19 protein-coding genes and 1 pseudogene are annotated in these 21,597 nt (G+C 50.2%); 5 read left to right on the top strand and 15 right to left on the bottom strand.

Going from position 1 to position 21,597, the window contains the following annotated elements; translation table 11 throughout:
- The first annotated feature begins 164 nt into the window (after positions 1–164).
- Entirely contained in the window at positions 165–2,987 is a 2,823-nt protein-coding gene (gene uvrA / locus ACJHYR_RS18045; protein WP_059327781.1) for an excinuclease ABC subunit UvrA, read from the top strand.
- Between the two features lie 34 nt (positions 2,988–3,021).
- Here uvrA and ACJHYR_RS18040 read toward each other — a convergent pair whose 3' ends face one another.
- From ACJHYR_RS18040 to aphA, 3 genes are all read right to left on the bottom strand, one after another.
- Complete coding sequence (locus ACJHYR_RS18040; RefSeq protein WP_000155657.1) at positions 3,022–3,378, bottom strand: MmcQ/YjbR family DNA-binding protein; 357 nt, start codon at positions 3,376–3,378, stop codon at positions 3,022–3,024.
- A gap of 3 nt (positions 3,379–3,381) precedes the next feature.
- Positions 3,382–3,798: a secondary thiamine-phosphate synthase enzyme YjbQ gene (locus ACJHYR_RS18035; RefSeq protein WP_000270375.1), complete on the bottom strand. Its 417-nt coding sequence runs from the start codon at positions 3,796–3,798 to the stop codon at positions 3,382–3,384.
- Between the two features lie 110 nt (positions 3,799–3,908).
- Positions 3,909–4,622 carry an acid phosphatase AphA gene (gene aphA, locus ACJHYR_RS18030; RefSeq protein ID WP_072837433.1) on the bottom strand — a complete coding sequence of 238 codons (714 nt, stop codon included), beginning with the start codon at positions 4,620–4,622 and terminating at the stop codon, positions 3,909–3,911.
- Between the two features lie 400 nt (positions 4,623–5,022).
- Between aphA and ACJHYR_RS18025 the strand changes: the two are divergent.
- Positions 5,023–5,385, top strand: a pseudogene (locus ACJHYR_RS18025) (hypothetical protein); the annotation flags it as partial.
- A gap of 362 nt (positions 5,386–5,747) precedes the next feature.
- Here ACJHYR_RS18025 and tyrB read toward each other — a convergent pair.
- The 3 genes from tyrB to dnaB all read right to left on the bottom strand — a co-directional run bounded on the left by tyrB (position 5,748) and on the right by dnaB (position 9,741).
- Positions 5,748–6,941 (bottom strand): aromatic amino acid transaminase, encoded by a 1,194-nt coding sequence (gene tyrB, locus ACJHYR_RS18020; protein ID WP_059327783.1) that lies wholly within the window; start codon positions 6,939–6,941, stop codon positions 5,748–5,750.
- Positions 6,942–7,193: 252 nt separating this feature from the next.
- Complete coding sequence (gene alr / locus ACJHYR_RS18015) at positions 7,194–8,273, bottom strand: alanine racemase (protein WP_001147321.1); 1,080 nt, start codon at positions 8,271–8,273, stop codon at positions 7,194–7,196.
- Positions 8,274–8,325: 52 nt separating this feature from the next.
- Positions 8,326–9,741, bottom strand: a complete 1,416-nt coding sequence (gene dnaB / locus ACJHYR_RS18010) for a replicative DNA helicase (RefSeq protein ID WP_000918364.1) — start codon at positions 9,739–9,741, stop codon at positions 8,326–8,328.
- Positions 9,742–9,823: 82 nt separating this feature from the next.
- Here dnaB and ACJHYR_RS18005 point away from each other — a divergent pair, with 82 nt between their 5' ends.
- Positions 9,824–10,807 carry a quinone oxidoreductase gene (locus ACJHYR_RS18005; RefSeq protein ID WP_042028556.1) on the top strand — a complete coding sequence of 328 codons (984 nt, stop codon included), beginning with the start codon at positions 9,824–9,826 and terminating at the stop codon, positions 10,805–10,807.
- Between the two features lie 165 nt (positions 10,808–10,972).
- Here ACJHYR_RS18005 and pspG read toward each other — a convergent pair whose 3' ends face one another.
- From pspG to ACJHYR_RS17990, 3 genes are all read right to left on the bottom strand, one after another.
- Positions 10,973–11,215, bottom strand: a complete 243-nt coding sequence (pspG, locus tag ACJHYR_RS18000; protein WP_000891404.1) for an envelope stress response protein PspG — start codon at positions 11,213–11,215, stop codon at positions 10,973–10,975.
- Between the two features lie 133 nt (positions 11,216–11,348).
- Positions 11,349–12,386, bottom strand: coding sequence for a tRNA dihydrouridine(20/20a) synthase DusA (gene dusA, locus ACJHYR_RS17995; protein WP_001298868.1), 1,038 nt, complete (start codon positions 12,384–12,386; stop codon positions 11,349–11,351).
- A gap of 361 nt (positions 12,387–12,747) precedes the next feature.
- Positions 12,748–13,752 carry a DUF2713 family protein gene (locus ACJHYR_RS17990; RefSeq protein WP_000014229.1) on the bottom strand — a complete coding sequence of 335 codons (1,005 nt, stop codon included), beginning with the start codon at positions 13,750–13,752 and terminating at the stop codon, positions 12,748–12,750.
- A gap of 318 nt (positions 13,753–14,070) precedes the next feature.
- On the opposite strand from ACJHYR_RS17990, the gene zur reads away from it, so the two are divergent.
- Positions 14,071–14,586 carry a zinc uptake transcriptional repressor Zur gene (gene zur / locus ACJHYR_RS17985; protein WP_001295691.1) on the top strand — a complete coding sequence of 172 codons (516 nt, stop codon included), beginning with the start codon at positions 14,071–14,073 and terminating at the stop codon, positions 14,584–14,586.
- Between the two features lie 41 nt (positions 14,587–14,627).
- Here the strand turns inward: zur and ACJHYR_RS17980 are convergent, their stop codons facing one another.
- The 4 genes from ACJHYR_RS17980 to dgkA all read right to left on the bottom strand — a co-directional run bounded on the left by ACJHYR_RS17980 (position 14,628) and on the right by dgkA (position 17,437).
- Positions 14,628–14,837 carry a CsbD family protein gene (locus ACJHYR_RS17980; RefSeq protein ID WP_001030593.1) on the bottom strand — a complete coding sequence of 70 codons (210 nt, stop codon included), beginning with the start codon at positions 14,835–14,837 and terminating at the stop codon, positions 14,628–14,630.
- A 115-nt stretch (positions 14,838–14,952) separates the two neighbouring features.
- Positions 14,953–16,278, bottom strand: coding sequence for an MATE family efflux transporter DinF (gene dinF / locus ACJHYR_RS17975; RefSeq protein WP_001308275.1), 1,326 nt, complete (start codon positions 16,276–16,278; stop codon positions 14,953–14,955).
- 72 nt (positions 16,279–16,350) lie between these two features.
- Positions 16,351–16,959, bottom strand: coding sequence for a transcriptional repressor LexA (gene lexA, locus ACJHYR_RS17970; protein ID WP_000646078.1), 609 nt, complete (start codon positions 16,957–16,959; stop codon positions 16,351–16,353).
- A gap of 109 nt (positions 16,960–17,068) precedes the next feature.
- Positions 17,069–17,437, bottom strand: coding sequence for a diacylglycerol kinase (gene dgkA, locus ACJHYR_RS17965; RefSeq protein ID WP_001589535.1), 369 nt, complete (start codon positions 17,435–17,437; stop codon positions 17,069–17,071).
- Positions 17,438–17,607: 170 nt separating this feature from the next.
- Between dgkA and plsB the strand changes: the two genes are divergently transcribed.
- Positions 17,608–20,031: a glycerol-3-phosphate 1-O-acyltransferase PlsB gene (plsB, locus tag ACJHYR_RS17960; RefSeq protein ID WP_021564781.1), complete on the top strand. Its 2,424-nt coding sequence runs from the start codon at positions 17,608–17,610 to the stop codon at positions 20,029–20,031.
- A gap of 154 nt (positions 20,032–20,185) precedes the next feature.
- Here plsB and ubiA read toward each other — a convergent pair whose 3' ends face one another.
- Together ubiA and ubiC are read right to left on the bottom strand one after the other, a co-directional pair.
- Positions 20,186–21,058 carry a 4-hydroxybenzoate octaprenyltransferase gene (gene ubiA, locus ACJHYR_RS17955; RefSeq protein WP_000455227.1) on the bottom strand — a complete coding sequence of 291 codons (873 nt, stop codon included), beginning with the start codon at positions 21,056–21,058 and terminating at the stop codon, positions 20,186–20,188.
- A gap of 12 nt (positions 21,059–21,070) precedes the next feature.
- Entirely contained in the window at positions 21,071–21,568 is a 498-nt protein-coding gene (ubiC, locus tag ACJHYR_RS17950; RefSeq protein ID WP_001468913.1) for a chorismate lyase, read from the bottom strand.
- Positions 21,569–21,597 lie beyond the last annotated feature (29 nt).

Here is a 21,597-nt window from a genome sequence, read left to right as displayed (position 1 = left end):
GGTTCCGGGAAACAAACCTGGCCAGACATTGTTACACAACACTCCGGGTAATGCATTCCAATACTGTATATTCATTCAGGTCAATTTGTGTCATAATTAACCGTTTGTGATCGCCGGTAGCACCATGCCACCGGGCAAAAAAGCGTTTAATCCGGGAAAGGTGAATGGATAAGATCGAAGTTCGGGGCGCCCGCACCCATAATCTCAAAAACATCAACCTCGTTATCCCCCGCGACAAGCTCATTGTCGTGACCGGGCTTTCGGGTTCTGGCAAATCCTCGCTCGCTTTCGACACCTTATATGCCGAAGGGCAGCGCCGTTACGTTGAATCCCTTTCCGCCTACGCGCGGCAGTTTCTGTCACTGATGGAAAAGCCGGACGTCGATCATATTGAGGGGCTTTCTCCTGCCATCTCAATTGAGCAGAAATCAACGTCTCATAACCCGCGTTCTACGGTGGGGACAATCACCGAAATCCACGACTATTTGCGTTTGTTGTTCGCCCGCGTTGGCGAGCCGCGCTGTCCGGACCACGACGTCCCGCTGGCGGCGCAAACCGTCAGCCAGATGGTGGATAACGTGCTGTCGCAGCCGGAAGGCAAGCGTCTGATGCTACTCGCGCCAATCATTAAAGAGCGCAAAGGCGAACACACCAAAACGCTGGAAAATCTGGCAAGCCAGGGTTACATCCGTGCTCGTATTGATAGCGAAGTCTGCGATCTTTCCGATCCGCCGAAACTGGAACTGCAAAAGAAACATACCATTGAAGTGGTGGTTGATCGCTTCAAGGTGCGTGATGATCTTTCCCAACGTCTTGCCGAGTCGTTTGAAACTGCGCTGGAGCTTTCCGGTGGTACCGCGGTAGTTGCCGATATGGACGATCCAAAAGCGGAAGAGCTGCTATTTTCCGCCAACTTCGCCTGCCCAATTTGCGGCTACAGTATGCGTGAACTGGAACCACGCCTGTTTTCGTTTAACAACCCGGCGGGTGCCTGCCCGACCTGTGACGGCCTTGGCGTACAGCAATATTTCGATCCTGACCGCGTGATCCAGAATCCGGAACTGTCGCTGGCAGGTGGTGCGATCCGAGGCTGGGATCGCCGCAACTTCTATTACTTCCAGATGCTGAAATCGCTGGCAGATCACTATAAGTTCGACGTCGAAGCGCCGTGGGGCAGCCTGAGCGCGAACGTGCATAAAGTGGTGTTGTACGGTTCTGGCAAAGAAAACATTGAATTCAAATACATGAACGATCGTGGCGATACCTCCATTCGTCGTCATCCGTTCGAAGGCGTGCTGCACAATATGGAGCGCCGTTATAAAGAGACGGAATCCAGTGCGGTACGCGAAGAATTAGCCAAGTTTATCAGCAATCGCCCGTGCGCCAGCTGCGAAGGGACACGTCTGCGTCGAGAAGCGCGTCATGTGTATGTCGAGAATACGCCGCTGCCTGCTATCTCCGACATGAGCATCGGTCATGCGATGGAATTCTTCAACAATCTCAAACTCGCAGGTCAGCGAGCGAAGATTGCGGAAAAAATTCTTAAAGAGATTGGCGATCGCCTGAAATTCCTCGTTAACGTCGGCCTGAATTACCTGACACTTTCCCGCTCGGCAGAGACACTTTCTGGCGGTGAAGCCCAGCGTATCCGTCTGGCGAGCCAGATTGGTGCGGGCCTGGTTGGCGTTATGTACGTGCTCGATGAGCCGTCTATCGGCCTGCACCAGCGCGATAACGAGCGCCTGTTGGGTACGCTTATCCATCTGCGCGATCTCGGTAATACCGTGATTGTGGTGGAGCACGACGAAGACGCGATTCGCGCCGCTGACCATGTGATCGACATTGGCCCGGGCGCAGGTGTACACGGCGGTGAAGTGGTCGCAGAAGGTCCACTGGAAGCGATTATGGCAGTGCCTGAGTCGTTGACCGGGCAGTACATGAGCGGCAAACGCAAGATTGAAGTGCCGAAGAAACGCGTTCCGGCGAATCCGGAAAAAGTGCTGAAGCTGACAGGCGCACGTGGTAATAACCTGAAAGACGTGACGCTGACGCTGCCAGTCGGTCTGTTTACCTGCATCACAGGGGTTTCAGGTTCCGGTAAATCGACGCTGATTAACGACACACTGTTCCCGATTGCCCAACGCCAGTTGAATGGTGCGACCATCGCCGAACCGGCACCGTATCGCGATATTCAGGGGCTGGAGCATTTCGATAAAGTGATCGATATCGACCAAAGCCCAATTGGTCGTACTCCGCGTTCTAACCCAGCGACCTATACCGGCGTGTTTACGCCTGTGCGCGAACTGTTTGCGGGCGTACCGGAATCCCGTGCGCGCGGCTATACGCCGGGACGTTTCAGCTTTAACGTCCGTGGCGGACGCTGCGAAGCCTGTCAGGGCGACGGCGTGATCAAAGTGGAGATGCACTTCCTGCCGGATATCTACGTACCGTGCGACCAGTGCAAAGGCAAACGCTATAACCGTGAAACGCTGGAGATTAAGTACAAAGGCAAAACCATCCACGAAGTGCTGGATATGACCATCGAAGAGGCGCGTGAGTTCTTTGATGCCGTACCTGCACTGGCGCGTAAGCTGCAAACGTTGATGGACGTTGGTCTGACGTACATTCGCCTGGGGCAGTCCGCAACCACACTTTCTGGTGGTGAAGCCCAGCGCGTGAAGCTGGCGCGTGAGCTGTCAAAACGCGGCACCGGGCAGACGCTGTATATTCTTGATGAGCCGACCACCGGTTTGCACTTCGCCGATATTCAGCAACTGCTCGACGTACTGCATAAACTGCGCGATCAGGGCAACACCATTGTGGTGATTGAGCACAATCTCGACGTGATCAAAACCGCTGACTGGATTGTCGACCTGGGACCGGAAGGCGGCAGTGGCGGCGGCGAGATCCTCGTCTCCGGTACGCCAGAAACCGTCGCGGAGTGCGAAGCTTCGCATACGGCACGCTTCCTCAAGCCGATGCTGTAATCGTTAAGGCCGCTTTCTGAGCGGCCTTTTCCTTTCAGAGTTGCACCAGCAATTTACGTTTTTCTTCCGGCAGCAAATTCACCGCCTGCTGATAAGACGCATCCACCAGATAATAGATTTGCGAATCCGGTAGCGATCCGTCGAGATACACGGTGCTCCAGTGCGCTTTATTCAGATGGCGGCTTGGACGCACATCGCTGTGCTGCTGACGTAGCAGCTCCGCCAGCTCCGGGCTGGTTTTCAGCGAAACCGCCGGGCGATTTTCTACTTCTTTCACCATCGCAAACAGTACATCTTCCACTTTGATCTGCGTCGCTTTCCAGTCGTTATGCACGCTCTGTTCTGCGCCTGGTTTTGCCATGCAATATTGTAGCAACTCCGAAATGGTCATTTTTTACTCCCCTTGTAGTGTCGCGATAATGCGACGCGATCCGCCGTGGATGCGATGTTCCCCCAGCCAGATGCCTTGCCAGGTGCCGGTCTGAATACGCCCTTTATGCACCGGCAATACAAGCGATGTTCCCAGCATTGAGGATTTGATATGAGAAGGCATATCGTCAGCTCCCTCATAGTCATGCTCATAATTTCCGTTGTCGGGAACGGTGCGGAGGAAAAAACGCTCCATGTCGTGGCGTACGGTGGGATCGCAGTTCTCATTAAGTGTCAGAGAGGCGGAGGTATGTTGCAGCAACAGATGCAGTAAACCGATGTTAACGCGCGGCATATCAGCCAGCTGATTCAGAATTTCATCCGTTACCAGATGAAACCCACGAGATTTGGCGCTAAGCGTGAGCGTCTTTTGATACCACATGTGCTGCTCCTTGATAAAACTCTCTTAATCAGTTTGCAGCAAGACAGAGAAAGGATAAAGGTGTGATTAAAAAAACAGCATTCGGGAGAGTGTCACGCTCTCCCGCTCTGTCAGTATTCTGAATTGACGATCACCTCTTCACCAAACGCACCCGCTTGTGGCAAGGGTTTGTAGGTAGAGTTGGAGGCGCGCAGAATGCGGATACCACGAGCGCCGACATCGCGTGCGGCGGTAATATCGTTATCGGAATCGCCATAAAAAATTCGGATATTTTTATCCTGCAGCCATTGCGATTTTGTATTTTGCCCTGGTTTATCGCCCGCAAAGATCACCGGATTCATGTTGGTGGCAGGAATATGAAAATTATCCGCCAGCGTTTTTGAAACCGTTTCTGTTTTCGTCGGGCTACGACCAGTCACAAAGAAGATCGCGTCACCGCGGCGTACATGCATATCAATCAGCTGGCGAGCGACCTCTTTTGGAATGCTGAATTCATCCCAGCCATTGTTCATTTTTTCCCAGAACACAGGATTTTTCAGATAATCTTCGCTTTCTGGCGAGAAGGTTTTTTTGCCGCGCCAGAAGCCCGGACTGGAAAAAAGTACCGTGTCATCGATATCAAACCCCACCGCCATTGGCGGACGCCCTGCGAGGCTATTTTCAATTTGTGCGACCGAAACCCAATGAATTGGTGCCTGTTCAGCAATCCTGGCAACGTTAGTACCAGGGTTAAGCGGCGAAGGAGATGAGGCCAGGGCAACAGCGGAACTGTTTAGAGCGAACAATAAGCAAACGGCACTGATTACCTGTGTGATCTTGCGCATATTTTTCCCTAAATAGTCAGTATGTTGAAACTTTTTATTGTGAGATTTGTTGCAAAAACCATCTGACCATAACGCCAGCAGCAGGGGAAAGGAAGGATTATCTGCGGTTTTTGTGATGAAAAGCAGGATGATTATATTTAACCCAGTAAATACGTTCCTGTCGTTTTTTTGTAAAAAAATGTTTATTCCTCAATGAAGGATACATTAATTTTACGTTTATTATGATGAATCCTCTGCAAATGAGCGAAATTTGATAGAACATTTATCTGCTGTACGATTTAATGAACTTAATGATACAGCATTACAAAAACAATCGAAGTTTATAAAGATGATTTCTGATTGACCAGAACCCTAACATACAATGGTGACTAATTTTATTACTCTCGAAGGAGATGATGATATGAATATATCATATGTGAATAGCAACAAAATGACATCTTTACCTGTTGAGCTAGATGCACTAAATAATAAAGATATCTCTTATTCCAAAGATTTTTCTTATGCCAAAGATCTCTTTTTATATATAGAAACACAGTTAAAAATTGCAAAAGATTTTTGTAGACCAGGAGAGGAAGTATCAAGATCTATTGCAAATAAAGTTTTTCATGCATTTATTGATTTAGTTAACAAAATCAGAGGCAAGAAAGATTGTATGTATATTTGCACACTTTGCTGTTTTGCCGAGGAGGTTAAAGGTGATTATTCTCATTACAGAACCTTTTTATTTGATATTGGTAATCAATATAAGGTTAAACTTACACAAAGCGGAAAAAAAGAGTTCTCTTTAACATTAGAATTTAACGATACTATAATTGAATCTCAGAAAGTCACAGGCAATAAGGCAAAGCATATTCTTGAGGATATAGAAATATTCTATCGTAACAAACCCGATACTTATTATTAAATTTAATAATGGTTAGATGTGCAGAAATTATTACTCCACACGGTAAAACAGGGAAAAGCACTCCAGAACATTGGGATAAACTTAACAAGTTAGAACTAACAACGTTTTATTACCTCTCACGTAGAACGATGGCATCAAAAAAATCATCTATAAAGCAAGAGTGAAAGCGACGACAGTTTAATTTCACTGCAGGCTGGATAACTCCAGCCTGCTTTCCTGCATTACATCACCGCAGCAAACGCCTTTGCCACACGTTGTACATTTGCCGTATTTAACCCGGCGACACACATGCGACCGCTGGCGATGAGATAGACACCAAATTCTTCACGTAGTCGGTCAACCTGAGCGGCACTTAAACCGGTATAACTGAACATGCCGCGCTGATTAAGCAGATAATCGAAATTGCGTTCTGGCATCTCTGTGCTTAATACCTTCACCAGTTCCTGACGCATTGCCAGAATGCGAGTACGCATCTCTTCTACTTCCGCCAGCCAGCTGGCTTTCAATGCCTCGTCATTCAGCACTGCAGCCACCACCTGCGCACCAAAATTCGGCGGGCAGGAGTAGTTGCGGCGAACTGTTGCTTTCAATTGCCCCAGTACGCGGCCAGCGGCTTCGGCATCTTCACACAGAACAGAAAGTCCGCCAACGCGCTCGCCGTAAAGGGAGAAAATTTTCGAGAACGAATTGCTCACCAGAGCGGGTAATCCAGCGCTGGCAATGGCACGAATGGCGTAGGCATCCTCTTCCATACCGGCACCAAATCCTTGATAGGCAATATCGAGGAATGGAATAAGCTCGCGGGCTTTGAGAATTTCAATCACCGCATCCCACTGGTTATTAGTGAGATCGGCACCCGTTGGGTTGTGGCAACATGGGTGGAGCAACACAATACTGCGGGCAGGTAATGTTTTTAGCGTCGCCAACAGGTCATTAAAGCGCACGCCGTTAGTCGCTTCGTCATACCAGGGGTAAGTACTCACTTCGAATCCAGCCCCGGCGAATATTGCTACGTGGTTTTCCCAGGTAGGATCGCTGACCCAGACGCCTGATTCCGGGAAGTAGCGTTTCAGGAAATCTGCGCCCACTTTCAATGCCCCTGAGCCGCCAAGGGTTTGAATGGTTGCTACGCGCTGTTGTTGCAGTACCGGATGGTCCGCACCAAACAGCAGCGGCGCAATGGCATGGCGATAGCTATTAAGCCCTTCCATCGGTAAATAAAGCGAAGCGCCATGAGGCTGCGCATTCAGGCGCGCTTCCGCATCCGCCACGGCTTTCAGTTGGGGAATAATTCCGTCTTCGTTGTAGTACAGACCGATACTTAAATTCACTTTGTCGCTGCGAGGGTCTTCTTTGAAACGCTCCATAAGCGTAAGAATCGGGTCGCCAGCGTAGGCGTCAACTTTTTGAAACACGCGATGGTTCTCCAGGTTTACGGGCAGGTGGTTAAAACACAATAAACCGGAAGAAGGCGAAGATCGAGTGGATGTTCAGGGGCGAACGGCAATTAGCAACAGAGTGAGACTCATGACAAACGTACATCCGCCAGAGGCTCGGCCTTCATAAGAGCATGAAAGAATATCAACTTATTGAATTTGTAGGATTTTATTGGCCGGATAAGGCATTCACGCCGCATCCGGCACAAACAATCAAATATTACAGAACGATTAATCCACGTATTTCATCGCGACCCTTGAAGTCAGGCGCGTAATAAGTTCGTAAGCGCTTACTTTCGTCATTTCAGCGATACGTTCTACGGGCAAACCTTCGCCCCATAAAATGACCGGGTCCCCGGCTTTGTCCTGCGCCTGTGGACCTAAATCTACGCAGATCATATCCATCGCCACGCGCCCGACAATCGGCACTTCGCGACCGTTCACCAGCACTGGCGTACCGGACGGCGCGGCGCGCGGATAACCATCGCCATAGCCCATCGCGACTACGCCCAGGCGGGTATCACGTTCGCTTACCCAAGTTCCACCATAACCGACAGGCTCTCCGGCTTTATGCTCACGCACGGCAATCAGGCTGGAGGTTAGTGACATCACTGGCTGACAGCCAAAATCGGCACCGGTGGAGCGATCTTCCAGCGGAGAGACGCCATAAAGAATGATGCCCGGGCGCACCCAGTCAAAATGCGACTGTGGCCACAGCAGAATGCCACCCGACGCGGCAATGGAACGTTGACCTGGTTTGCCTTCACAAAAGGTATTAAAGATAGCGAGTTGTTTCTCGGTTGCGTCGCATTTTGGTTCATCCGCGCGCGCAAAATGGCTGACGATATTCACCGGCTGACGAACGTTTTTGCACTGGGTCAGGCGATGATAAAACGCCTCAGCCTGTTCCGGCCTTACGCCCAGACGGTGCATACCGGTATCGAGTTTCATCCAGACGGTAACCGGCTCGTCCAGGCTGGCCTCTTCCAGCGCAGCAAGCTGTTCTTCGTTATGCACGGCGGTATGAAAATGTTGCGCAGAAATCGTCGGTAGATCTCTGGCATCAAAAAAGCCTTCGAGTAACAGTACAGGTTTGGTGATTCCCCCCGCACGCAGTCGCAGAGCTTCTTCGAGACGGGCTACGCCAAAGGCGTCAGCATCGGGGAGCGTTCGCGCGGTCTCAAGAAGACCGTGACCATAAGCGTTCGCTTTCACCACCGCAACCATTTTACTGGCAGGAGCCAGTTCACGAAGACGTTGCAGGTTGTGTCGCAGAGCGCGGCGGTTAATCACAACAGTTGCCGCTTGCATTTGTGTTCCTTGATAAGTGTTTGCTTTAATTACCTAATTCATAAAATAATTATTATTCGTCGTCGTACTGCGGCCCCGCATAGTTGTCGAAGCGCGACCATTGACCGTTAAAGGTCAGGCGTACCGTCCCGATTGGGCCGTTACGTTGTTTACCGATAATAATTTCCGCGATGCCTTTTAAATCACTGTTTTCGTGATACACCTCATCACGATAGATAAACATGATCAAGTCCGCATCCTGCTCGATAGAGCCAGATTCACGCAGGTCGGAGTTGACCGGGCGTTTGTCGGCACGTTGTTCCAGAGAACGGTTCAACTGGGACAGCGCCACCACCGGCACGTTCAATTCTTTCGCCAGTGCTTTCAGCGAGCGGGAGATTTCTGCAATTTCCAGCGTACGGTTATCGGAAAGCGCCGGTACGCGCATCAGTTGCAGGTAGTCGATCATGATAAGCCCGATGCCGCCGTGTTCACGGGCAATACGGCGCGCGCGGGAACGCACTTCCGTTGGCGTCAGGCCGGAGGAGTCATCGATATAGATATTACGTTTTTCGAGCAAAATACCCATGGTGCCGGAAATGCGCGCCCAGTCTTCATCATCGAGCTGCCCGGTACGGATTTTAGTCTGGTCAACGCGCGACAGCGACGCCAGAGTACGCATCATAATCTGTTCTGATGGCATCTCCAGCGAGAAGATAAGTACCGGTTTATCCTGCAACATCGCCGCGTTTTCGACGAGGTTCATCGCAAATGTCGTTTTACCCATCGACGGACGCGCGGCGACGATGATCAAATCCGACGGCTGCAAGCCAGCGGTTTTTTTGTTGAGATCGTCATAACCGGTGTTTACCCCGGTAACGCCATCGTGTGGCTGCTGAAACAACTGCTCAATACGCGCCACCGTGGCGTCGAGCACATCAGCGATGTTCTTCGGCCCTTCGTCTTTGTTTGCACGACTTTCGGCAATTTTAAAGACGCGGGATTCAGCCAGGTCCAGCAGATCTTCGCTGGTGCGCCCCTGCGGATCAAAACCGGCTTCGGCAATCTCATTCGCAACCGAAATCATCTCGCGAACAACGGCACGTTCACGCACGATGTCCGCATAGGCACTGATGTTCGCTGCACTTGGCGTATTTTTTGACAACTCTGCCAGATAAGCAAAACCACCGACGCTATCGAGTTGCCCCTGGCGTTCCAGCGATTCCGCAAGGGTAATCAGATCGATAGGACTACCGCTTTCCTGCAAACGCGCCATTTCAGTAAAGATATGACGGTGTGGGCGGGTGTAAAAATCGTCTGCCACCACACGCTCGGCTACATCGTCCCAGCGTTCGTTATCCAGCATTAAACCGCCCAACACCGACTGCTCCGCTTCGATCGAGTGCGGAGGCACTTTCAGCCCGGCAACTTGTGGATCGCGTTCGCGGGGTTCAGCCTGCTGTTTGTTGAAGGGTTTATTTCCTGCCATAGTGAATGGAGTTACCGAGATAAAGAATGGGTCGAAACTTTACCATATGAAGCAGACCCTGACGATACGTTCTGGAGGACACATGGCAACACGAATTGAATTTCACAAGCACGGTGGCCCGGAAGTACTTCAAGCCGTAGAGTTCACTCCTGCCGATCCGGCGGAGAATGAAATCCAGGTCGAAAATAAAGCCATCGGCATCAATTTTATCGACACGTATATCCGCAGCGGCCTTTACCCGCCGCCATCACTACCCTGCGGATTAGGCACCGAAGCGGCAGGCATCGTGAGTAAAGTCGGCAGTGGTGTAAAGCATATTAAGGCAGGCGATCGCGTAGTCTATGCGCAGTCGGCGTTAGGCGCTTACAGCTCTGTGCATAACGTTAATGCGGATAAAGCGGCGATTCTGCCTGCGGCAATTTCTTTTGAGCAAGCTGCAGCATCCTTCCTGAAAGGCTTAACGGTTTATTATCTGCTGCGCAAAACCTATGAAATTAAACCTGATGAGCAGTTCCTGTTCCACGCAGCGGCTGGCGGCGTTGGCTTAATTGCTTGCCAGTGGGCAAAAGCCCTTGGGGCGAAACTTATCGGCACCGTGGGAACCGCGCAAAAAGCGCAGAGTGCGCTAAAAGCGGGCGCATGGCAGGTTATTAACTATCGCGAAGAGAATCTGGTCGAGCGGTTAAAAGAGATCACCGCTGGCAAGAAAGTGCGCGTGGTGTACGATTCCGTGGGCAGAGACACCTGGGAACGGTCGCTGGATTGCCTGCAACGCCGCGGCTTAATGGTGAGCTTTGGCAACTCATCAGGTGCGGTTACCGGTGTGAACTTAGGCATTCTCAATCAGAAAGGCTCGTTGTATGTGACACGCCCTTCCCTGCAAGGCTATATCACCACGCGGGAGGAATTAACCGAGGCCAGTAATGAACTGTTCTCTTTGATTGCCAGCGGTGTGATTAAGGTCGATGTCGCCGAGCAGCAGAAATATCCGCTGAAGGATGCGCAGCGTGCGCATGAGATTCTGGAAAGCCGGGCGACGCAAGGTTCCAGCCTGTTGATTCCATAAAAGAAATAGGGCTTCCACCTGGGAAGCCCTTTCTTTTTATAGTTCGGCTGTATGTAGGGTACAGCACGATGAATCTGTTAGAGGCGCAATAGTGACAGATTTGATTATCAATTCCTATTTTGTTCTAAGGATAAAACCTTAGGTTGTGATCATCCGCACAATCCCTTAGTAACGCCAGCGGTCATAACGCTGATATTTAGGCACTTTTGGTGCTTTAATCGCCTTAATAACCCACACCACCGCAATCGCCAGTAGTAACCACGGCAGCAACTTAATCATCAATGCCAGCATACCGCCGAGGAACATAATGGCCGTCGCCACAACCAGCGCAGCGATAATACCCAGCAACGAAACGCCGGTGACCATCAGCATGACAAAAAAGCCAATCACAAAAAGTAGTTCCAGCATGATGCTCTCCCAAATATGAAATCTCTTGCTGGCATTACAAGAATCATGCCAAAAATAATCTATTGATTTAACAGCAAAACGCCCCGCGACGGTGCGCAGGGCGTGGTGAATTTGACTACTTTTTGGTGAAAAGTTAACGCTTATCTGCCACCAGTTTGAGCGCGTGTTCCAGCACATTAATGTCTGCACCCGCTTTATGGGCATTTTCACTTAAATAACGCCGCCACTGCCGCGCGCCAGGAATACCCTGGAACAGGCCCAGCATATGCCGGGTAATATGGCCAAGATACGTCCCCTGGCTGAGTTCACGCTCAATGTACGGATACATGGCGCGCACTACCGCCACCGGATCGGCATCGGTATCCGAAGAACCAAAAATCTCTCGGTCTACCGCCGCCAGAATACCCGGATTCTGATACGCTTCGCGCCCGACCATCACGCCATCCATATGTTGCAAATGCGCTTTAGCCTCTTCCAGCGACTTGATACCACCGTTAATCGACATTGTCAGATGCGGAAAGTCACGCTTCAGTTGATACACACGCGGATAATCGAGCGGCGGGATTTCACGGTTTTCTTTCGGGCTTAACCCCGAAAGCCAGGCTTTACGTGCGTGGATGATGAACATCTCACACTCGCCTTTGCCGGAAACGGTGTTGATGAAATCGCAGAGAAATTCATAGCTGTCCTGGTCGTCGATGCCAATACGCGTTTTCACCGTCACCGGAATCGACACCACATCGCGCATCGCTTTCACGCAGTCGGCAACCAGCTGCGCATTACCCATCAGACACGCCCCAAACATGCCGTTCTGCACCCGGTCAGACGGGCAGCCGACATTCAGGTTGATCTCATCATATCCGCGCGCTTCTGCCAGCTTCGCACACTGCGCCAGCGCCGCCGGATCGCTACCGCCGAGTTGCAACGCTACCGGATGTTCTTCTTCACTGTACGCCAGATAATCACCTTTACCGTGAATAATCGCCCCTGTGGTCACCATTTCGGTATACAGCAACGTATTGCGGGAAAGCAGACGCAAGAAATAGCGGCAATGTCTGTCCGTCCAGTCGAGCATTGGTGCAACGCTAAACCGACCACTCCAGTGAACGTCAGTTTTTTCAGGCATTGCGCTGGTTTGGTTGATTTTTTGCATTTCAGAATTACCGTGCATTTTCAAATGTAGAGATTATTTTATCGATATATCATTGAGTTATGTTATTCAGCATCACAGTTCAGGAGGCTCAATAGCGGGGTACTATACCATAACAACAGGAAGCGCCTGTCTCATTGCAAAAGAAAATTGAGATCCTCTCAAGGCATGAAGTTCTCACGAAGTGATGGAAATAATCTTATTAGCCGTTAGCTTTGTTAAGGCCAATGATAAACAATCCAGGTTCGACGATAAATAAAAATCACACATTAAACTACGGTGATATCTCTCCCTGCTAATAGCACTGATAGAGAAAAAAGAACCCAATCAATATTGGGTTCTTTTATGTAAAAACTTCTATGCTATAGGGAAAATTCACATTTTATTTTTCTAACTCAGTACCTAATAGGACATAAATGAACTTAATAATATCTTCGTTAATTAGATCGTTGTCATTTATATTTTTGTTATCCATATCTTTACCAATTATAATTGGTCCCGTTGAGTCCGGGTCAAATGATTGAATAAATTTAATTAAAGTCTCACCTGCAGCCTGCATTTTTGTAATGTTTTTGATGTCTTCTTTTTCTTCTCCGGCCTGATTTTTCATCTCCTGCAGAATTACATTAAAATCCAATTCTTTTTTATCTATCAAGTCTTTCATCTCCGCCAGGTTTTTTTTCATCACTTGACGAGATAATATTTTTATCTGACTTTTTATGTAGTTTTCACAATCATCATTAACTCTCTGTGCTGCTCCTATGATATCTGCTGATGCACTATCATATGAAAATGAAAGTAAAAGGGAGGCCAGGGGTTTTAAGCGAGTATCTTTCTTTACATTATATGCATTTTCCAAATTTAAAAAGCCTTCGCTTACTGTTTTTAGATGTAATGACGCTACAGGTGCTTTACAATAGGATTTATCATAAAATAGCTGAATCGTGGAGGGAAGGCCATTATGATTTATTACGTCGAAAGTACACTTGTCTATTAGAGTTACATCACTATTTTCCATTGGATTACAAACAAAATTCATCGCGTAATGAAAAATCGCCCGATCCACAAATGCAGAAATATAGTCACGATCACCTAATTGCTCATTAGTGCACTGATCAATACACTCCTCAACCCAATTTTTGAGAGCATCTATTCGCTTAATTAAGGAAACATTATTATCACTTGCAGTCCATAAATTATGGGTAATTCTCTGAATAAACAAATCTATTTTTGCAATAATCGCAGCGCGATTACTCATCGTTGCATAATCAACCGATTTATTATATATATCCTTTATTTTTTCTTTGCTCGCATCTTTAATTTCGTATTGATTTGAATGGAGTGTATTATTGAAGAATTCTGTTGCACTTGAAATTATACCTGACATGATATACGCACCTTTTTTGTCGTACCGTGTCCTCCTTATAATTCTTTTGCCATCTGCTCACTATCAAAAATCGCTCATATTTTTCTGAACTGCGGGTATGCGATCAAACCCAGTTAAATAAATAGCGAGTTAACTTGAAGCAATTTATTTAAAAATGAATTATTAATTATTATCGTGTAGATAATGGTACTACCAGGCAACACAACACCTTACCGACAAATCAAAAAATCAACATTACGGCAACATTAAGGGTTCTCGGTGTTTTTCCTGGAACATGGTAAAGTAAGGACATTCTTAACCCCCACTTTGAGGTGCCCGATGGAAAAGACCACAACGCAGGAGTTATTAGCGCAGGCTGAAAAAATCTGTGCGCAGCGTAATGTGCGCCTGACCCCACAGCGCCTGGAAGTGTTGCGCCTGATGAGTCTGCAGGATGGCGCTATCAGCGCTTATGATCTGCTTGATTTGCTGCGCGAAGCTGAACCGCAAGCCAAGCCGCCAACGGTTTATCGCGCGCTGGATTTTCTGCTTGAGCAAGGTTTTGTGCATAAGGTGGAATCCACCAACAGTTATGTGCTCTGTCATCTGTTCGACCAGCCCACTCATACTTCAGCCATGTTTATTTGCGATCGCTGCGGCGCAGTGAAAGAAGAGTGTGCAGAAGGCGTGGAAGACATTATGCATACGCTGGCGGCAAAAATGGGGTTTGCCCTGCGGCATAATGTGATTGAAGCACACGGGCTCTGTGCGGCATGTGTGGAAGTAGAAGCGTGTCGTCATCCTGAACAGTGCCAGCATGATCACTCTGTGCAGGTGAAAAAGAAACCGCGTTAAGAGGGCGTACATCCTTGTACACGTCGGGCAGGAGGGATTAATTACCAGCGATATTCATTGCGGGTTTCCCAATCCACGACCTCTTTTTCTGCCTGATCTTTCTGATAACCATAACGTTCCTGGATTTTACCGACCAGTTGATCACGTTTACCTTCAATGATCGTCATATCATCATCGGTCAGTTTGCCCCATTGCTCTTTCACTTTACCTTTAAACTGTTTCCAGTTACCGCCGGCTTCATCTTTATTCATAATCAAGACCTCATCGTTAGGTTGTGAATGAGAGTACGTTCACTTTTCTTCTGAACGTGAGATTAAGTGTAGTCAGCAATTTGGCTTAGGATTATTTATTCAGAATTTTTAACCGTCACGTTGCGGCAAACCAGGTACCGTTGCGCCAGTGACGCCGCCAGATAGCCGCCAGAGAAAGCCCGCGCAAAGCCAGAAAGACGGTTAATGCCAGCCACAAAGCATGATTGCCCAGCCACGGCAGCGTAAGGAGCGTCAGCGCAAAACCTGCGGCGGCCACCGCCATACTGTTACGCATTTCGGCGGCGCGCGTTGCACCTATAAACATGCCGTCGAGCAGATAACACCAGACGCCGACCAACGGCAAAATCACCTGCCAGATAAGATAGCGGTCGGCCAGCTGCTGAATCTGGGTTAACGACGTCAGCAATGCAATGATGTGTTCCCCTGCCAGCAAATAAACCACCGAAAACAGTAACGCTACAATCCCCGACTGGCGGCACGCTGCCCGCCAGACATCCAGTAACTGGCTACCGTCGCGCGCACCGTACGCCTGACCAGAATGTGCTTCAACCGCGTAGGCAAAACCATCCAGCGCATAGGCGGTAAAGGTGAGTAACGTCATCAGAACCGCGTTAACAGCGATAATGTCACTCCCCAGTCGCGCGCCAAGTACGGTGATCGCGCCGAAACAGAGTTGCAACAACAGCGAGCGCAGCATGATATCGCGGTTAAGCGCCAGCAAGCGACGGAAGTTTCCTCGCCAGGCAGTTTTCAGCATTTCGCCGGATATTCCGCGAAGTTTGAGGATTTTACGCACCATTAGCAGACCAATCAGCAATGTTGCATATTCCGCAATAACCGTCGCCAGCGCCGCGCCCTGCACGTTCATATGCAGCCCCATCACCAGCCAGACATCCAGCACAATGTTGAGGATATTGCCGACCACTAACAAAATTACTGGTGCACGGGCATATTGCACGCCGAGTAACCAACCAAGTAATACCAGATTCGCCAGCGACGCCGGTGCGCTTAACCAGCGGATTTCAAGAAAGCGACGCGCCTGTTCTAGCACCGCTTCGCTGCCGCCAACAATATGCAGCGCCAGATCGATAATCGGCGTACGCAGCAGCGCAATTAACGCCCCGGCCCCCAACGCCAACAGCAACGGTTGCACCAGCGCACGGGCTAATGCCTGAGGATTTTTGGCACCATAAGCCTGCGCAGTCAGCCCGGTGGTGCTCATGCGCAAAAACAGCAACAGCATAAAGAGAAAGCTGGTCGCCGTTGCACCAACCGCCACGCCGCCCAAATAAACCGGGCTATCAAGATGACCAATTACCGCCGTATCGACCAGTCCCAGCAACGGAACGGTGATATTGGAGAAAATCATGGGTAAGGCGAGATGCCAGAGTGCTTTATCAGATGAAGTGAGGAATGCCATGCAGACAAGCCTGATGAAGAGAGATGAAAAACAAACCGCGACGCCTGGCGGCATCGCGGTCTCAGAGATATGTTACAGCCAGTCGCCGTTGCGAATAACCCCAACCGCCAGCCCTTCAATGGTGAAGCTCTGCTGACGAAGGTCAACGACAATTGGTTTAAACTCGCTATTTTCTGGCAACAGTTCGACTTTATTGCCCTGTTTTTTCAGGCGCTTAACGGTAACTTCGTCATCAATACGTGCGACAACGACCTGACCGTTACGTACATCCTGAGTTTTATGCACTGCCAGCAAGTCGCCATCCATAATGCCGATATCTTTCATCGACATCCCGCTGACGCGCAGCAGGAAATCAGCATTCGGCTTGAATAAGGAAGGATCGACCTGATAATGACCTTCAATATGCTGTTGCGCCAGAAGCGGTTCACCGGCAGCCACACGACCTACCAGCGGCAACCCTTCTTCCTCTTCCTGCAACAGACGAATCCCGCGTGATGCGCCGGAAACAATTTCAATAACGCCTTTGCGTGCCAGCGCCTTCAGATGTTCTTCAGCCGCGTTTGGGGAACGGAACCCCAAACGCTGCGCGATTTCCGCACGCGTCGGCGGCATACCTGTCTGGCTGATGTGATCACGGATGAGATCAAACACCTCTTGTTGCCTGGCCGTTAACGCTTTCATTCCGCCCCCTGGGTGTATATACAGTTATGCTGTGAGTATATACAGCAAAAGGCGATTTTGGAACCATAAACTGCACAATAAACCAGAGATTTATCGAAATCTGGAAGGGTTATCCAAAATGCGACCATAACAGGATGCACCAGGTAATCACGGCGACGATAATCGCAATCAGCACCGCGGCGGATCCCATATCTTTAGCGCGTCCGGATAGCTCATGGTATTCAGAGCCAATTCGGTCAACCACTGCTTCGATGGCGCTATTGAGGATTTCCACAATCATCACCAGCATCACGGAGCTGATAAGCAGCACGCGGGTAATTGCGTCCACATCCATCCAGCAGGCGATGACCACCGCCAACAATACCGCTACGCCTTCCTGACGGAATGCCGCTTCGTTGATCCATGCAGCGCGTAAACCTTTCCAGGAATAGCCAGCAGCTTTGATAATTCGGGTGAGTCCAGTGGTATTATTGGCCATTGAAAGAACCTTTTTACATTATGAGCGTCAATATCAGTGTACCGTTAAATCCGATGATTCGGGTTTGCGTAACGCCGCGCGAAACATGAGCGGATACCACAGAATTTCCCATGACTTTCTGCTATCCTTGCCGCGCATTTGCATTATTAACCAGAGGCTTTACATCGTTTATGTCCGGCTGGCCACGAATTTACTACAAATTACTGAATTTACCATTAAGCATCCTGGTAAAAAGCAAGTCTATTCCGGCAGATCCTGCCCCGGAACTGGGGCTGGATACCTCTCGTCCAATTATGTACGTTTTACCGTACAACTCGAAAGCAGATTTGCTGACGTTGCGCGCCCAGTGTCTGGCACATGACCTGCCTGACCCGTTAGAGCCGCTGGAAATCGACGGCACGCTACTGCCGCGCTATGTGTTCATTCACGGCGGGCCGCGTGTATTCACCTATTACACGCCGAAAGAAGAGTCTATTAAGCTGTTCCACGACTATCTCGATTTGCACCGTAGCAACCCAAATCTGGATGTGCAGATGGTGCCAGTGTCGGTGATGTTTGGTCGCGCGCCGGGGCGTGAAAAAGGCGAAGTGAACCCGCCGCTGCGTATGCTTAACGGCGTACAGAAATTTTTCGCTGTACTGTGGCTCGGTCGCGACAGTTTTGTGCGTTTCTCACCGTCAGTTTCGCTGCGCCGTATGGCGGATGAACACGGCACGGATAAAACTATCGCGCAGAAACTGGCGCGCGTGGCGCGTATGCACTTTGCCCGTCAACGTCTGGCTGCCGTAGGCCCACGTTTGCCTGCTCGTCAGGATCTGTTTAATAAGCTGCTCGCCTCCCGCGCCATTGCCAAAGCGGTAGAAGATGAAGCGCGCAGCAAAAAAATCTCCCATGAAAAAGCGCAGCAGAACGCGATTGCACTGATGGAAGAGATTGCGGCGAATTTCTCTTACGAGATGATTCGCCTGACTGACCGTATTCTGGGCTTCACCTGGAACCGACTTTACCAGGGTATCAACGTCCATAACGCCGAGCGCGTTCGCCAGTTGGCCCACGAAGGTCATGAGCTGGTGTATGTGCCTTGCCACCGCAGTCACATGGACTACCTGCTGCTTTCTTACGTGCTGTATCACCAGGGGCTGGTGCCGCCGCATATCGCCGCCGGGATCAACCTGAACTTCTGGCCGGCCGGGCCGATTTTCCGCCGTCTGGGTGCGTTCTTTATTCGCCGTACGTTTAAAGGCAATAAGCTCTATTCCACCGTTTTCCGTGAGTATCTCGGCGAACTGTTCAGCCGTGGTTATTCCGTCGAGTATTTCGTGGAAGGCGGTCGTTCCCGTACGGGGCGTTTGCTGGATCCGAAAACCGGTACGCTGTCGATGACCATTCAGGCGATGCTGCGTGGCGGCACGCGTCCGATTACGCTGATTCCGATCTACATCGGTTATGAGCACGTCATGGAAGTGGGTACTTACGCCAAAGAACTGCGCGGTGCAACGAAAGAGAAAGAGAGCCTGCCGCAGATGCTGCGCGGTTTAAGCAAGCTGCGTAATCTCGGTCAGGGTTACGTCAACTTCGGTGAACCAATGCCGTTGATGACCTACCTTAACCAGCACGTACCAGACTGGCGTGAATCTATCGATCCCATCGAAGCGGTGCGTCCGGCATGGTTAACGCCGACGGTCAATAATATTGCTGCCGATCTGATGGTACGCATTAACAACGCAGGCGCGGCAAACGCCATGAACCTGTGCTGTACTGCGCTACTGGCGTCACGTCAGCGCTCACTCACCCGCGAGCAGTTAACCGAGCAACTCAACTGCTACCTGGATCTGATGCGCAACGTACCTTACTCCACGGACTCTACCGTTCCTTCAGCCAGCGCCAGCGAGCTTATCGATCACGCGCTGCAAATGAACAAGTTTGAAGTTGAGAAAGACACTATCGGCGACATCATCATTCTGCCGCGCGAGCAAGCGGTGCTGATGACCTACTATCGCAACAACATTGCGCATATGTTGGTGCTGCCTTCGCTGATGGCGGCAATTGTCACCCAGCATCGCCACATCTCCCGCGACGTATTGATGGAGCACGTCAATGTGCTTTACCCAATGCTGAAAGCGGAGCTGTTCCTGCGCTGGGATCGCGACGAGTTGCCGGACGTTATTGATGCACTGGCAAATGAGATGCAACGTCAGGGGCTGATTACCCTGCAAGATGATGAGTTGCATATCAACCCGGCGCATTCTCGCACGCTACAGCTGCTGGCCGCAGGCGCGCGCGAAACGCTGCAACGTTATGCCATTACCTTCTGGCTGTTGAGCGCCAACCCGTCGATCAACCGCGGTACGCTGGAGAAAGAGAGCCGCACCGTCGCGCAACGTCTCTCCGTGCTGCACGGTATCAACGCGCCGGAGTTCTTCGACAAGGCGGTGTTCAGTTCTCTGGTGCTAACACTGCGTGATGAAGGGTATATCAGCGATAGCGGCGACGCCGAACCGGCAGAAACGATGAAGGTGTATCAGTTGCTGGCGGAGTTGATTACATCAGACGTGCGTTTGACGATTGAGAGTGCGACGCAGGGCGAAGGGTAATCAGGGAGAATTGCCGGATGCGGCGCAAACGCCTTATTCGGCCTACCATGATCTGCAAATTCAATAAATTGCGATATGTTGTGTAGGCCTGAGAAGCGCAGCGCATCAGGCAACCCAGAAGGAAGCCGGATGATCATCCGGCTTTTTTACATCATCAGAAATGCCAGTAACTCATTGCCAGCCCTAAAAACAGTACCAGACCAACATAGTTATTATTCATAAATGCTTTAAAGCAGGCTTCACGCTCGCGGTTGGCAATCAGTTTTTGTTGATAAACAAACAGCGCGCCAGCCACCAGAATTGACCAGTAATATCCCCAGCCTAAGCCATTTAACTCACCGATAATCGCCATCAACGCCAGTACGCCAATCTGCAATATACCAATAATCAATTTATCGTATTGGCCGAACAGGATTGCGGTGGATTTAATGCCAATCTTCACATCATCATCGCGGTCAACCATCGCATACTGCGTGTCGTATGCCACCGCCCAGAGAATATTGGCGAGGAACATTAACCAGCAACTCAATGGCACCGACTCACTCACAGCAGCAAAAGCCATTGGAATCGACCAGCCAAACGCCGCGCCCAGCACCACTTGCGGTAGATGGGTATACCGCTTCATAAACGGGTACACCCACGCCAACGCCAGCGCGGCAATCGACAACAGAATGGTCATCGTATTCAGCGTCAGCACCAGTAAAAACGAAATCAGTACCAGCACTACAAACAGCGCGCGCGCCTCTTTCTCCGTTACCGCGCCGCTGGGAAGCGGTCGGTTCGCCGTGCGCTTAACATGACCATCAAACTTGCGGTCAGCATAATCATTCACCACGCAACCAGCAGCGCGCATCAGCCAGACACCCGCGACAAACACCGCCAGGATCCAGAGCTGGGGAACGCCCGGTGTCGCCACCCACAACGCCCATAATGTTGGCCAGAGCAGCAGTAACGCGCCAATTGGCTTATCCGTACGCATTAAGCGATGAAACGCCAGCAGCTTATTCTGCGTCAGACTCCACTCCATATTTTTTTCCTCTTAGTACAACGGTGACGCCGGTAAAAACAGTTCTGTTAGCAACAGCGGTTTACCGCTTAATCGCAGGCGGGAACGTCGCCCCCACAGTCCGGCATCACGGCCTATCTCAATAAAGTCCCGGGTTAATGTCGATGATGTGAACAGATAGCGTCCTAACGGCGTTTTACCTAATTTTTGTAACGCCAGCTCCGGCCCGCTTAACGTTGACACAGGAACGACGGTACGACCGGCAAGCCACGGTTCACCATCGGCACATAACAAAATTTCACGTAACCAGTAACGAGACTCTTTCGGCAGCAGCGGCAGTTCTTCGGGGATTTCATTCTGCTCGACAAACCCTTCGCGGATCATCGTCACGCTCACCGTTTTTCCCTGCTGTTCAAAACGTTTTGTCATGGAATCTTCCAGCAACAGCCAGTCGAGCAGTTGCGTATCCAGGGCAGGGATCTCTGTAAAATAGCGCAGCGCACGCAGTTGCGTTAACGCGGGGTGTGACATGCCGAACTCTCCGTTACATAACGTAAAGG

It is taken from the genome of Escherichia sp. WS1450, from assembly GCF_046487395.1.
GTDB classification, from domain to species: domain Bacteria; phylum Pseudomonadota; class Gammaproteobacteria; order Enterobacterales; family Enterobacteriaceae; genus Escherichia; species Escherichia coli.
This window is presented reverse-complemented; position numbering and strand designations above follow the sequence as displayed.

What these genes read in the sequence shown, in the direction of transcription:
- lexA (WP_000646078.1), bottom strand. Translation starts at nt 16,959, where the DNA reads ATGAAAGCGTTAACGGCCAGGCAACAAGAGGTGTTTGATCTCATCCGT.
- zur (WP_001295691.1), top strand. Translation starts at nt 14,071, where the DNA reads ATGGAAAAGACCACAACGCAGGAGTTATTAGCGCAGGCTGAAAAAATC.
- aphA (WP_072837433.1), bottom strand. Translation starts at nt 4,622, where the DNA reads ATGCGCAAGATCACACAGGTAATCAGTGCCGTTTGCTTATTGTTCGCT.
- dusA (WP_001298868.1), bottom strand. Translation starts at nt 12,386, where the DNA reads ATGCACGGTAATTCTGAAATGCAAAAAATCAACCAAACCAGCGCAATG.
- alr (WP_001147321.1), bottom strand. Translation starts at nt 8,273, where the DNA reads ATGCAAGCGGCAACTGTTGTGATTAACCGCCGCGCTCTGCGACACAAC.
- ubiC (WP_001468913.1), bottom strand. Translation starts at nt 21,568, where the DNA reads ATGTCACACCCCGCGTTAACGCAACTGCGTGCGCTGCGCTATTTTACA.
- uvrA (WP_059327781.1), top strand. Translation starts at nt 165, where the DNA reads ATGGATAAGATCGAAGTTCGGGGCGCCCGCACCCATAATCTCAAAAAC.
- ACJHYR_RS18035 (WP_000270375.1), bottom strand. Translation starts at nt 3,798, where the DNA reads ATGTGGTATCAAAAGACGCTCACGCTTAGCGCCAAATCTCGTGGGTTT.
- ACJHYR_RS18005 (WP_042028556.1), top strand. Translation starts at nt 9,824, where the DNA reads ATGGCAACACGAATTGAATTTCACAAGCACGGTGGCCCGGAAGTACTT.
- pspG (WP_000891404.1), bottom strand. Translation starts at nt 11,215, where the DNA reads ATGCTGGAACTACTTTTTGTGATTGGCTTTTTTGTCATGCTGATGGTC.
- plsB (WP_021564781.1), top strand. Translation starts at nt 17,608, where the DNA reads ATGTCCGGCTGGCCACGAATTTACTACAAATTACTGAATTTACCATTA.
- dgkA (WP_001589535.1), bottom strand. Translation starts at nt 17,437, where the DNA reads ATGGCCAATAATACCACTGGACTCACCCGAATTATCAAAGCTGCTGGC.
- ACJHYR_RS17990 (WP_000014229.1), bottom strand. Translation starts at nt 13,752, where the DNA reads ATGTCAGGTATAATTTCAAGTGCAACAGAATTCTTCAATAATACACTC.
- ubiA (WP_000455227.1), bottom strand. Translation starts at nt 21,058, where the DNA reads ATGGAGTGGAGTCTGACGCAGAATAAGCTGCTGGCGTTTCATCGCTTA.
- ACJHYR_RS18040 (WP_000155657.1), bottom strand. Translation starts at nt 3,378, where the DNA reads ATGACCATTTCGGAGTTGCTACAATATTGCATGGCAAAACCAGGCGCA.
- dinF (WP_001308275.1), bottom strand. Translation starts at nt 16,278, where the DNA reads ATGGCATTCCTCACTTCATCTGATAAAGCACTCTGGCATCTCGCCTTA.
- dnaB (WP_000918364.1), bottom strand. Translation starts at nt 9,741, where the DNA reads ATGGCAGGAAATAAACCCTTCAACAAACAGCAGGCTGAACCCCGCGAA.
- ACJHYR_RS17980 (WP_001030593.1), bottom strand. Translation starts at nt 14,837, where the DNA reads ATGAATAAAGATGAAGCCGGCGGTAACTGGAAACAGTTTAAAGGTAAA.